10 protein-coding genes are annotated in these 11,735 nt (G+C 72.9%); 4 read left to right on the top strand and 6 right to left on the bottom strand.

The features are described 5' to 3' along the window. Window positions 1–51: 51 nt before the first annotated feature. A complete protein-coding gene (locus tag OP04_RS34725) occupies window positions 52–924 on the bottom strand; it encodes a ketopantoate reductase family protein (RefSeq protein WP_033344162.1) in 873 nt (290 codons plus the stop codon). 52 nt (window positions 925–976) lie between these two features. Between OP04_RS34725 and OP04_RS34730 the strand changes: the two genes are divergently transcribed. Beyond that, window positions 977–1,606, top strand: a complete 630-nt coding sequence (locus OP04_RS34730; protein ID WP_033344163.1) for a TetR/AcrR family transcriptional regulator — start codon at window positions 977–979, stop codon at window positions 1,604–1,606. Window positions 1,607–1,777: 171 nt separating this feature from the next. Here OP04_RS34730 and OP04_RS34735 read toward each other — a convergent pair whose 3' ends face one another. From OP04_RS34735 to OP04_RS34755, 5 genes are all read right to left on the bottom strand, one after another. Beyond that, window positions 1,778–3,517 (bottom strand): sulfite exporter TauE/SafE family protein, encoded by a 1,740-nt coding sequence (locus OP04_RS34735; RefSeq protein WP_051799545.1) that lies wholly within the window; start codon window positions 3,515–3,517, stop codon window positions 1,778–1,780. Further along, the gene (locus OP04_RS34740) at window positions 3,514–4,749 is read right to left on the bottom strand and encodes a tetratricopeptide repeat protein (protein WP_033344164.1); all 1,236 of its coding nucleotides are present in this window, start codon (window positions 4,747–4,749) and stop codon (window positions 3,514–3,516) included. The genes OP04_RS34735 and OP04_RS34740 overlap by 4 nt, the downstream gene beginning before the upstream one ends. A gap of 15 nt (window positions 4,750–4,764) precedes the next feature. After that, window positions 4,765–6,477: a DUF4331 domain-containing protein gene (locus OP04_RS34745; RefSeq protein ID WP_063746740.1), complete on the bottom strand. Its 1,713-nt coding sequence runs from the start codon at window positions 6,475–6,477 to the stop codon at window positions 4,765–4,767. 325 nt (window positions 6,478–6,802) lie between these two features. Further along, a complete protein-coding gene (locus OP04_RS34750) occupies window positions 6,803–7,768 on the bottom strand; it encodes a BadF/BadG/BcrA/BcrD ATPase family protein (protein ID WP_033344165.1) in 966 nt (321 codons plus the stop codon). Between the two features lie 3 nt (window positions 7,769–7,771). Continuing rightward, window positions 7,772–8,677 carry an N-acetylmuramic acid 6-phosphate etherase gene (locus tag OP04_RS34755; RefSeq protein ID WP_033344166.1) on the bottom strand — a complete coding sequence of 302 codons (906 nt, stop codon included), beginning with the start codon at window positions 8,675–8,677 and terminating at the stop codon, window positions 7,772–7,774. A 115-nt stretch (window positions 8,678–8,792) separates the two neighbouring features. Here OP04_RS34755 and OP04_RS34760 point away from each other — a divergent pair, with 115 nt between their 5' ends. From OP04_RS34760 to OP04_RS34770, 3 genes are all read left to right on the top strand, one after another. Further along, a complete protein-coding gene (locus tag OP04_RS34760; protein WP_198154077.1) occupies window positions 8,793–10,178 on the top strand; it encodes an L-serine ammonia-lyase in 1,386 nt (461 codons plus the stop codon). Further along, entirely contained in the window at window positions 10,172–11,149 is a 978-nt protein-coding gene (locus tag OP04_RS34765) for a 2-dehydropantoate 2-reductase (protein ID WP_198154078.1), read from the top strand. The genes OP04_RS34760 and OP04_RS34765 overlap by 7 nt, the downstream gene beginning before the upstream one ends. Before the next feature lie 68 nt (window positions 11,150–11,217). Further along, window positions 11,218–11,595 carry a hypothetical protein gene (locus OP04_RS34770; RefSeq protein ID WP_033344167.1) on the top strand — a complete coding sequence of 126 codons (378 nt, stop codon included), beginning with the start codon at window positions 11,218–11,220 and terminating at the stop codon, window positions 11,593–11,595. Window positions 11,596–11,735: the final 140 nt, after the last annotated feature.

The following is an 11,735-nucleotide window of genomic DNA, read 5'->3' on the forward strand; positions in this document are numbered from 1 at the left end:
CAAAAGTCTTTATAGGGTGCCCATATCCGTTAAATCCGGCAGCGCGGCAGGCTATCGGGCGCTTTCACGCGCGCGCAGCTGCGCCGCCAGGTGATCGAGTTCTCCGATCGCCGCCGCCGAATCCGCGGAGAGGCCGCTGTTGACCGCGGTGTCGCTGCGGAGGAACCGGCGCAGCACCGGCACGAGCAGTCCTTCCGGCAGCGTCTGCAAAGCCGTGAAACCACGGGGGTACGGCGACGCCGGCATCGCGGCCAGGTTCTGCCGGATGACGTGGAGCATCCGGCGGACCGCGGCCGGATCCCCGGACAGCGCCACCGGTCCGCCCGCCGCGTGCACGGCCTGCCCGAGCGGCACCTCGAACGCCGCGTGCGTCCTCAGCCAGTCGTCCATCCGCGGCTCGGCCTTCGTGTTGAACCCGGCGGCACGGAACTCCCCCACGATCCGGGTCAGGCGTGGCGTCACGCGGCCGTCCGGCTCGCCGACCGGCATCGGGGTCAGGCGGACCAGCAGGTTGGCGGCGCGGTGGCGGACCACGTGGCCGTCCATGGTGCCGCCGTTCGTACCGAAGCCGAGCAGCACGCGCTCCCGGCCGATCACCGCGCCCAGCGGCTCCGGTCCGGCCGCCCAGTTGATCAGGAACAGCACGTCGCCGCCGGCGTCGGCGAGCGACGGCAGGATCCCGTCGACCTGGTGGGTGCGGACCAGGACCGTGATCAGGTCGTAGTCGCCGGCCGGCCGGTCGACGACCGGAACACGGACCGCCCTGACCTCCGGACTGTCCGGCGCGGCGAGCAGCACACCGTCCCGGCGCAGCGCGGCCAGCCGTTCACCGCGGGCGAGCAGCGTGACGTCGTGGCCGGCCTCGTGCATCCGGACGGCGAGCTGGCTGCCGAGAACCCCGGCGCCGTACACGAGCAGCTTCATGATCCCTCATTCATACGTTCGTTTGAATCATACGTCTGTATAGTACGCACGCATGGCACCGCCCGACACCCGCACCCAGATCCTCGACGCGGCCGAACACCTCTTCGCCGAGCGCGGCTTCCGCGGCACCTCGGTCCGCGCGATCACCGACCTGGCCAAGGTGAACCTGGCCGCGGTCGGCTACCACTTCGGCTCCAAGGCGGAGCTGATGGCCGCGGTGGCCCGCCGCGTCGTCGCCCCGATCAACGCCGCCCAGTCCGCCGGCCTCGACCGCCTCCTGGCGCGCACCTCGGAACCGACCGTCGCCGAACTGGTGGAGGCGTTCGCCGGGCCGATGTTCGACGGCATGCGGGCCGGCGACGAGAACGGCGCCCGCACGTCCCGCCTGATCGTGACGATCATCTGCGACCCGGCCAAGGAGGCCCGCAGCTGGACCGGGCCCGCCGAGAGCGAGATCCGGGGACGCTTCCAGACGGCGTTCCAGCGTGCGCTCCCCCATCTGACGGAAGGGGAGCTGTGGTTCCGGATCCGCGGCATCCTGGCCGTGGCGGCGGTCGACCGGATCGAGGTCTACAACCAGCCGGGATCGGCCGGCCACTCGACGCCCGGTGGCGAGGCGGCCCGCAGCTGGGCCATCACGTTCCTGGCGGCCGCGATGAGCGCGCCGCCTACGCCGTCTTGAGGCCCCGGCGCGGCCCGCCGCACCGGCCGTTCACACGGTCGGCCGAGCTCTCACGTCAGGAAGGGCCCAGCGCTTGCCGGCCATGGGACCTCGGCGGCGCGGGATGTGGTGAGGGACGGGAAGGGACCGCCGACCGATCGCCGGTCTGCGGTCCCTCGGGGCCGGGAAGGGTCAGATCAGCAGTGTCGCGCGGAGGGCCATGCCGATGCCGACGATGATCACCAGGGTTGCGGTGGCCCGCGGGAGCAGGGCGGGCAGTCGCCGGAGCGGGCGTGGGAGCTGCGGGAGGTGGCCGAGGCGGTGACGGATCGCGGCCAGGAGGAGGCCGACCACGGTGAGGGTGGCAGCCATGCCTATGCCGTAGGCGATGACCAGGAGGATGCCGAACGCGGTACGGCCCAGCGCGATCGCACCGAGCAGGACTACCACGGCGCTCGGGCTCGGGACCAGGCCACCGGCCAGGCCGATCCCGGCGAGGCTCAGCCGCCGCCCGGACCGTGATGCGCCGTGGCTGTGGTCGTGGTCGTGGTCGTCGTGACGGTGCGGTTCCTCGGCGTGACTGTGCCCCCCGCCGTGGTCATGACCCGCGCCGTGACCGTGAACCTCCGTATGGCTGTGATCCTCCGCGTGGTTGTGGCCCTCGTTGACGCCGGCACCGTGGCCTGACACGCGCCCGCGGTTGACGCCATGACCGCGTCCGTGGCCGTGTTCGCGGCGTTCGTTGGCTCCGGGAACCGCCGCACCGGAGGCAACCCGGGGCCCGGTGATCGTGGGCCTCATCAGCACCGCGACACCGCCCGCCACCTCATGCCCGTGCCCGTGGCGGTGCCCATGACCGTGCCCAGGCCCGAGGTCGCCGGCCTCGCCGTGGCCGGGCACGTCATGGCCGGGCACGTCGTGCGTGTGGCCGCCGGGACCGTGGTGGTGATCGTGCGTCCGGGAACGGTTCCGGAGCATTCCCACGCCCACCGCGACCACGACGACCCCGCTCACCACCCCCAGCACGCCCAGCACCCGCTCCCCCACCAGCGACGTCGCGGTCAGGAGCAGGCCGACCAGCAGCACCCCGCCGGTGTGCGACGCCGTCACGGTCGCCACCACCACGGACGCGTCCCACCAGCGCCGGGCGCCGGAGCCGGCGGAGGAAGCCACCGCGTATCCGGCCATCACGAGTTTGCCGTGGCCGGGCAGTGCCGCGTGCCCGGCGCCGAGCAGCAGCGCCAGGACCACGGCCAGCACCCCCACGGCCGGTGTCAGCCGGCCGGCGGCGAGCCGCTGGAACTCCGCCTCCGCCGCCGCCAGCCACCCAAATCCTGATATGTCCGATGTGGGAGACACGCCGGGCGACCCGGGCGAGGAACCCGGCGCGACCCGCAGCTCCGCGGACCGCACGGACGGCGACGACGCCAGCGGATCCACCGGGTACGTACGCAGCACGTCGGAGATGCTGGTCGCGGGCACCGGCGGGTCGACGAGCCGCACGCCGTCGACCGCGACCGCGGTGATCTCGTGCCAGCCGACCCGCGACGGACCGTACCCGTTGTCGATGGTGATCTGTGAGGTCACCCGCACGTCGGCGCGCAGTGAGCAGGTCAGGCGGCTCGTCCGCAGGCCCCCGGTGCCGGGTGCGTAGGCGAACGACGACGTCTCCACCACCCATTCTGCCGGCCGGCCGTCGACGCGCAGCGACACGGCGGAGGCGAACTGCGGGCACGTCGGCTCCGGGCCCTGGAGCGTCGGCAGCTCGGCCAGGTCGAGGACGGCGAGCGCGGTGACCGAGGACGGCCGGATCGTCAGGCCCACGTACTGGTTCGTCGACAGGTTGCCGAGCGGGTGCGCGGCCGCGGGCGAGCCCGGCCACAACACGACGGCCAGCACGAAGGCCAGCCCCAGCAGCGCACGCCGGATCATGCGGTCACCTCCAGGAGACGACGCGCGTCTGCGGCGCCGGTCGGCGAGAACATCGGGTTGCGGGCCAGCGCCTCCTCGAGGAGCGGGCGGGACGAGGAGATGACGCCGAGGTGGTAGAGGTAGGACGCGGGGCGTGCCCCGCCGCGCAACGCCTCCTGTGCCAGCGGCAGCGCCTCCGCGTCGCGGCCGGCCGCGTGCAGCGCCCAGGCGTAGGCGTCGGCCACGTCCGGGTGCTTCCGCCGCTCCCATTCGGCCGCGGCGGCCGCGACGGCGGCGGACGGGTCGCCGAGCGCGATCGCCAGGTGTGCGCCGGTGATCCCGTCGACGCCGCCGGCGGCGGTGAACAGGTCGTGCTGGGCCTTCGCGAGCGTCAGCTGCACCCGGGCCTCGTCGTCGCGGCCGAGCGAGTGCAGCAGGTCCGCGTACTCCATCAGGTGCGAGGCCTCGGGTGGCAGCGCCGCCCAGAGCTCGGGCGACGACGCCACCCTCGCCTGCCCGCGCCGCAGCGCCACATTGCCCGGGTCCGCGACCAGTCCGGCCTCGTAGTGCGCGGCCGCGCCGGCCAGGTCGCCGCGCTGCCAGGCCAGGTCACCGAGCTGGGCGCGGCAGAACGCGACGTCCGGCGGAGAGGTGGCGGACGTGAGCGCGCGCGACATCAGGTCCTCCGCCCCGGCATCGTCACCACGAAGTTCAAGGTCATAGGAGCCCCGGGTGTACGCGGTGAGCCCCGGCCGGAGATCGAGCAACCGCTGGACCGCGTCCGTGGCGGTGCCGGCGGGACCGAGCTGGGTCAGCGCGTCCGCCAGCACCGCCTGCGCCGCCGCGTCATGGTCGTTGAGCGCCAGCGCGGAGGTGGCCAGGTCGCGCGCGGCGGCGAAGTCGTGCCGCGCGTTCGCCAGCATCCCGTCCGCGACCAGCGCGTCCGTGTTCCCGTCCGGGTGCAGCGCGTAGGAGCGACGGACGGCCGCCTCGGCCTTGGCATAGTTGCCGGGGTCGCCGTCGCTCCGCGCCCTGTCGACCCAGAGCGCGCCGAGACGCGCCCAGGACCGCCAGTCGTCGGGTACGAGCCGCAGCCGATCCTGAAGGACCGTGATCGTGTCCGTCCGCGGGGCCGCGGCGGCCGGGGTGATCGCCGGGGACGGCCGGTGGAGCAGCGCCGCGCCGATCGTGACCGCGACCGCGGCCGTGACGACCACCGCGGCGGCCTGCATCAGACTCTTCGTGTCAGCCATGACTCGTACCCGCGCTCAGTCGATCTTGGTCTTGAAGGGGTCGCTGGCCGGCGGCAACGTGGGTTCGTCGACCCGGGCGCTGCCCACCGCACGTCCCGGTGTGAACGCGACCGGGGCCGGCAACGGGGCGGCCACCGCCGCGGTCTGCCGGCGACGCCAGAGCAGTCCGAAGACCACCAGCGCCGCGCCGGCCGCACCCGCGAGTCCGGCCGCGGCCGTGGTCAGCATGGCCTCGCCCAGCGGCGAGGACTGCGCGGCCAGCGCCGGGTCGATCGCCGCGCCGGTGCCCTCCTGGTTGGCCGCCGGTGCGGCCGGGTTGCCGGTCAGTGCCGTGTTCGGCAGCGCCACGTACGGGAACGTGGCCAAGAAGCCCTGGTCGTTCGCGTCGACCTTGTCGCCGGCGCCGAGCGCGTCGACGAGCTTGCCGGTCTGGGCGGCGCCGACCAGCGCCTGCAGCGAGATGTCCACGACGTCGTCGGTGAGCCGGCGGCCGTTCGGGAAGCCCTGCAGGTCGCCGCCGAGCACGCCGAGGCGGGACGGTTCGGCCGTGACCGGCGTGCTGAGGTTGAGTCGCAGCTGCTCGGACGGGCGGAACGCGTCCGGGTTCGTGTCCGGGTTGAGCAGCTGGGAGTTCAGGTCCGCCGGGATGGGGCCGCCGGCCTTGGTGGTGAGGCCGGTCAGGAAGATCTCGGCCAGGTCGGCGCGGGGTGCGGCCGGCGCGGGCACGTTGTAGATCTTCTGGAGCAGTTGCGGCACCTCAGGGTCGTTGACCCGGGCGACCAGCGCCGGGTTGCCGGCGTCCTGGTCCGGGCGGGACGCGTTGAACGTGTCCTTCAGGCCGGCCGGCACGATCACCTCGTTGATCAGCGGGTTGCCGAGCCGGGACACCTGCACGGTCTCGCCGGTCACGCCGCGGTTCTCGCCGGTGATGCGCACCTTCGGGCGTTCGGTGGTGCTCCACGCGCCGATCACCGGGTTGCGGGTGCCGTCGTGGCCGAGCGCGACGTCCTTGTACGGCACCTCCAGCGCGATCGTGTTGACGTTGAAGCCGCGCAGCGAGTCGTTGCCGGTCTCGCTCAGGTCGCCGCCGTAGAGCAGGTCGAACACGCGCAGGTCCAGGAAGAACGGGTCGTCCGCCTGTCCCGCGAAGATCCGCCAGCCGCCGTCGAGCTTGATCGAGGCGGCGTCGCGGAGCGTGCCGTAGTCCGGCATCGACGCGTTCCCGACCCGGGACGGCGCGACCGGCGCGTTGCCCGTCGCCAGCTGGAACGGGCCGCCGTCGAACGAGGCCTCCAGCTTGTAGGACTGCCGGACCAGCAGGTTCTCGTCGTCGAGCGAGGTCACCGGCCCGTCGTTGTAGAGGAACGTCTTGTTGCCGCGCCGGTCGTCCGTGCGGAACGTCCACTTGAAGTGCACGTCCGGCTTGGCGTCGCCGTCGTTGTCGACCTTGATGTTGTAGGTGGCGTCCGTGGCGAACGGGAAGAAGTTCGGCCCGCCGTCCGGCGCCTCGAACGGCATGACGTTGAGGATGAACGTGACGAACCCTGGCCGGTCCGGGCTGGTGAACGCGTAGAAGTCGGTGTTGTCGACGGCCGGGTCGGAGGCGATCAGCGGCGCCTCGCGGTGGCTGGACGCGTCCGCCGCCGGCGGCGCGAGCAGGTAGACGCCGGAGCCGGCTATCAGCGCGGCGGCGATGGCGGCGCCCGCTTTGCGCGGTATCGTGGACATGGATCTTCCCCCTGCGGTCTGTGGAAATGGCTGGTTTCCACGGGCAGGTTCGGTCCCCGGTTCACATCGGATGGTGTGCTGTGGGACTGCCGACAACCACCCATCCGGTACGGGGTGAGGCTCCGAATCCCCTGGTTGGGCCCGGCGCGGAGGGGTGTCGCGTTTCTCGGGTCGGTAGCCCCGGACAGGCGGATATTTCGGGCGCGAGGCGCCGGTTCCACCGTTGTTCTGCTTACCGTCGGTTCGCGGCGAGACTCGGCCGTTTCGGGCCTTCGGCGCGCGGGAGGCTATTTACCGAAATGTCGGGCACAGGGCGCCCTGGCGATCACGCTTGGGGACGGACGGTCAGGGCGGCGGCCGTCGCCAACTCCGCAGGCAGGCGTCCGCGGGCAACGGCTGCGGCCAGTGCCACGGCTCCGTCCAGCGGTGTGCCCGCTGGCCGCCGGACAACGAGACCCCGTGCGGCCAGCGCGTCCTCCAGCAGACCCGCGAGAATCCCGCCCGGCCGCACCAGCCCGCCCGTCACCGCGACCTCCCCCGAGCCGGCCGTCACCGTTGCGGCCGCTCCCGGATCCAGCACCGCCGCTGCCGTGTCCGCCAGATGCGCGGCCGCGTCACGGACGACCCCGGCCGCTGCTGCGTCCACCCCCGCCGCCTCGATCACCGCGGGTGCGAACGCCGCCAGCATGCCCGCCCGATCCGCGCGCCCGGTCAGCGCCGCGACCACCGTGGACGGCTCTCCCACGCGTGCGCGCAGCAGCTCCAGGAGCACCGCGGACCCACCGTGCCGCCTGTCCGCTGCGCGCAGCGCCGTGTTCATCCCGGCACGACCGATCCACGCGCCGCCGCCGTCGTCGCCGAGCAGGTGTCCCCAGCCGTCCGCCCGCCGCCAGCCGGTGCGCGACGATCCGCCGAACGCGACCGCCCCGGTACCGGCCGCCAGCACCACACCCGCGCCGCCGTCGGCCAGGAGCGCGTCAGCCGACAGCCCGAGACCGCCCGCATACGCGGTCAGCAGGTCGGAGCAGACCGCCACGCACGGTGCCGGCACGGCCGCGGCCAGCGGTTCCGACAGCGCGGCACCGAACGTGGCCACGCCCGCGCACCCGATCGCCACCGACTCGGCATCGGCAGCGAGCGCGCGCACCAGCTCACCGACACGCGACCCCAGCGACGCACCGGAGATCCGCACCGGCCCCGGCCAGGACAGCTCCGCCAGCACCCGGTCGCCGTGCACCGCGCGCCCGCGCATCCCGGAGCCGCCGACGTCGATCCCGACGACCGGGCCCATCGGTCAGGCCCGGCCGAGACGGGCGAGCGCGTCGCGTACCACTCCGTCGCCGGCTTCGAGAGCACGACGGGCCGCCGGCGGGTCCGCGTCCGCGAGCAGCGCGGTGATCGCCACCTTCAGGTCGCCGTCCGCCGCGGACAGCGCCTCCCGGCACTCCCGGTCGCCCGCGCCCGTGGCCTCCGCGAGCGTGGCCAGCATCCGGCCGCGCAGCTTCGCGTTCTTGGCGCGCACGTCGACCATCAAGTTCGAGAACGTGCGCCCCATCCGGACCATCACCGCGGTGGAGAACGTGTGCAGCAGCATCTTCTGCGCGGTGCCGGCCTTCATCCGCGTGGAGCCGGCGATCGCCTCGGGGCCGGTGTCCGCGCAGACCAGCACGTCCACGGCCAGCGTCGCGTGCGGGTTCGCGGTGATCAGCACGGTCGGCGCCCCCACGGCGCGCGCCGATTCAAAAGCTCCCGAGACATAGGGGGTACGCCCGGAGGCCGCCAACCCCACGACCAGGTCCGACGCGGTCACGCCCGCGAGGTCCGCGCGCCCGAGCGCGGGATCGTCCTCGACCTCCTCCACGGCCGCGGTCATCGCGGCCGGACCGCCGGCCAGGTGCGCCACGAACCGGTCGGGCGGGTAGCCGTAGGTCGGCGGGATCTCGGCCGCGTCCATCACGCCGAGCCGCCCGGACGAGCCCGCGCCCGCGTAGTGCACCCGCCCGTTCTGGCGGAGGGCCGTCACCGCCAGGTCGACGGCGCGGGCCAGCGCGGGCAGCGCGCCCGCGACCGAGGCCGCCACCAGCGCGTCCTGCGCGTTGATCAGCCGCAGCATGCCGAGCGTGTCCAGGCGGTCGATCCCGGCGGTGGCCGGGTTCCGTTCCTCGGTGGGTGAGACCACGCGCACAGCCGGACGACTCATCTCGCTCCCCCAGGTCGGACGTTCACCGGAGGCGAACCGGGGAACAGCCTTGTGCATCAGCGGCGAACCTATCAACGCGTCCGGGATACCGTAGCGACGGATCACCCGGTGAGACATGACGGAGACAAGCAACGTGGCCATCTCGGTCTTTGACCTCTTCTCGGTCGGCATCGGCCCGTCCAGCTCGCACACGGTCGGCCCGATGCGGGCGGCCCGGAGGTTCGTGCACCGGCTCAAGGACGAGGGCCTGCTGGCGCACACGAGCAGCGTGCGGGCGGAGCTGTTCGGATCGCTGGGCGCGACCGGGCACGGGCACGGCACGCCCAAGGCGGTACTGCTGGGCCTGGAGGGTGATGCGCCGGACACGGTCGACATCGCCACCGCGGACGAGCGCGTGCAGCACGTGCACGCGACCGGCACGCTGTCGCTGCTGGGCGCGCACGAGATCCGCTTCGACCCGGGCACGGACCTGGTGCTGCACCGGCGCCGGTCGCTGCCCTACCACGCGAACGGCATGACGCTGCACGCCTTCGACGAGGGCGGGGCGACGCTGCTGGAGAAGACGTACTACTCGGTCGGCGGCGGGTTCGTCGTGGACGAGGAGGCCGCGGGCGCGGACCGGGTCAAGGTCGACGACACGGTGGTGCGGCACCCGTTCCGTACCGGCGACGAGCTCTTGCGGTTGACCCGCGAGACCGGGCTGTCGATCTCGGCCATCATGTTGCGCAACGAGACCGCCTGGCGGACCGAGGCGGAGATCCGCGCGGGTCTGCTGGACATCTGGCACGTGATGCGCGCGTGCGTCGCCCGCGGCACCAGCACCGAAGGGCTGCTCCCGGGCGGCCTGAAGGTACGCCGCCGGGCCGCCACCACCGCCCGTCAGCTGCGGGTGGCCGGGTCGCCGCTGGAGCACGCGATGGAGTGGCTGACCGTCTACGCGATGGCGGTGAACGAGGAGAACGCGGCCGGCGGCCGGGTGGTGACCGCGCCGACGAACGGCGCGGCCGGCATCATCCCCGCGGTGCTGCACTACTACGAGAACTTCGTGCCCGGCGCGGACGACGACGGCATCGTGCGGTTCCTGCTGGCCGCGGGCGCGATCGGCCTGCTCTTCAAGGAGAACGCCTCGATCTCCGGCGCCGAGGTCGGCTGCCAGGGCGAGGTCGGGTCCGCGTGCGCGATGGCGGCCGGCGGGCTGACCGAGGTGCTCGGCGGCACGCCCGCCCAGGTGGAGAACGCGGCCGAGATCGGCATGGAGCACAACCTGGGCCTGACCTGCGATCCCGTCGGCGGGCTGGTGCAGATCCCGTGCATCGAGCGCAACGGCATGGCCGCGGTGAAGGCGGTGACCGCGGCGAAGATGGCGATGCGCGGCGACGGACGGCACCACGTCTCGCTGGACAAGGTCATCAAGACGATGAAGGAGACCGGCGCGGACATGAAGGTCAAGTACAAGGAGACGGCGCGCGGCGGCCTCGCGGTGAACGTGATCGAATGCTGAGCGTCTGCGTGGTCGGCGCCGGTGCGGTCGGCGGCGTGATCGGTGGCCGTCTCGCGCTGGCCGGCATCCCGGTCTCGGCCGTGGCGCGCGGGGCCACGCTGGAGTCGCTGCGTACCCACGGCTGGCGCGTGAACGACGCGTCCGCGCCGGTCGCGGCCGCGAGCGCGGACCCGGCGGACCTCGGCCCGCAGGACGTGGTCGTGATCGCGGTCAAGTCACACCACCTGCCCGCGCTGGCACCCGCGCTCGCGCCGCTGCTCACGCCGTCCACCGTGCTGATCCCGGCGCTGAACGGCGTGCCCTGGTGGTTCTTCCACGGCTTCGGCGGCGCGCTCGCCGGCACCGTGCTGGACTCGGCCGACCCCGGCGGCGTGACCACCGCGGCACTGCCGCCGGCGCAGGTGCTCGGCTGCGTGGTCCACCTGGCCGCCCGGCAGGCCGCGCCCGGCCACGCGCTGCTCACCGCCGGCGACGAGCTGATCCTCGGCGAGCCGGACGGCGCCCTGTCCGCGCGTGCTTCGCAGGCCGCCGAACTGCTGCGCGGTGGCGGCTTCAAGGTCACGGTGAGTGACGCGATCCAGCGGGACGTGTGGTTCAAGCTCTGGGGCAACATGACCATGAACCCGATCTCGGCGCTGACCGGCGCGACCGCGGACCGCGTGCTGGACGACCCGCTGGTCAACGCGTTCATCCAGCGCGTGATGACCGAGGCCGCCGCGATCGGGGCCGTGATCGGCGCGCCGATCACGCAGAGCACGGAGGACCGGGTCGCGGTCACGCGCAGGCTCGGCGCGTTCAAGACCTCGATGCTCCAGGACGCGGAGGCGGGCCGCACGATCGAGCTGGACGCGCTGGTCACGGCCGTGCGCGAGATCGGCGCGCGGGTCGGCGTGGCCACGCCCAGCATCGACGCGCTGCTCGGGCTGACCCGGCTCGCCGCCCGTTCCCGGGGGCTTTACCCGGCTACGTGATCACCCGTTCGGGTGACGGGAAAAGTTCACGATTGATTTCGGCTCCCACCTAACTTCAACATTGTCGCGTGCGTCCCGCCATATCGATGATCTTCATATATGTCCTGCTCCTTGCCACCACCACGGCCTGCAGCAGGCCGGTCGCGTCCACGGCCAGGCCCGCCGAGGAGATCCGCGGCGCCGACCTGTTCATGTCGTGCGCCGAGACCTTCAAGCCCGGCAAGACCATCGACGCGAAGAAAGCGTCCACCGCCTGCCACGACATCGACGGCAAGGCGCTCACCCCGCAGTACATCCGGTGCACCGACGGACGCAACCTCTACCGCATCACCGCGGACATGAGCCCCTCCCCCGGCTGGGGCTTCACCGGCGGCAAGTTCACCACCTCCGACGACCTCGACACCGACCCCGCCCTGGCCGAGGCCATGATCCAGTGTCGGCACTGAGCTTTTGGTCGTCGCTCCGCTCCTCCGGGCTCGCCGCCACGGTCGAGGAAACTCGGTGTCCAGGCAGACACAAAGAGCGTGTCTGCCTGGGCACCTCTTTCCTCGACCGCCTGCGTCTCACGACGTGGCCGAGATTCACC

Origin of the sequence: Catenuloplanes japonicus, from assembly GCF_000717135.1 — a bacterium.
GTDB lineage: Bacteria > Actinomycetota > Actinomycetes > Mycobacteriales > Micromonosporaceae > Catenuloplanes > Catenuloplanes japonicus.

What these genes read in the sequence shown, in the direction of transcription:
- OP04_RS34745 (WP_063746740.1), bottom strand. Translation starts at nt 6,477, where the DNA reads ATGTCCACGATACCGCGCAAAGCGGGCGCCGCCATCGCCGCCGCGCTG.
- OP04_RS34760 (WP_198154077.1), top strand. Translation starts at nt 8,793, where the DNA reads ATGACGGAGACAAGCAACGTGGCCATCTCGGTCTTTGACCTCTTCTCG.
- OP04_RS34725 (WP_033344162.1), bottom strand. Translation starts at nt 924, where the DNA reads ATGAAGCTGCTCGTGTACGGCGCCGGGGTTCTCGGCAGCCAGCTCGCC.
- OP04_RS34755 (WP_033344166.1), bottom strand. Translation starts at nt 8,677, where the DNA reads ATGAGTCGTCCGGCTGTGCGCGTGGTCTCACCCACCGAGGAACGGAAC.
- OP04_RS34730 (WP_033344163.1), top strand. Translation starts at nt 977, where the DNA reads ATGGCACCGCCCGACACCCGCACCCAGATCCTCGACGCGGCCGAACAC.
- OP04_RS34740 (WP_033344164.1), bottom strand. Translation starts at nt 4,749, where the DNA reads ATGGCTGACACGAAGAGTCTGATGCAGGCCGCCGCGGTGGTCGTCACG.
- OP04_RS34750 (WP_033344165.1), bottom strand. Translation starts at nt 7,768, where the DNA reads ATGGGCCCGGTCGTCGGGATCGACGTCGGCGGCTCCGGGATGCGCGGG.
- OP04_RS34735 (WP_051799545.1), bottom strand. Translation starts at nt 3,517, where the DNA reads ATGATCCGGCGTGCGCTGCTGGGGCTGGCCTTCGTGCTGGCCGTCGTG.
- OP04_RS34765 (WP_198154078.1), top strand. Translation starts at nt 10,172, where the DNA reads ATGCTGAGCGTCTGCGTGGTCGGCGCCGGTGCGGTCGGCGGCGTGATC.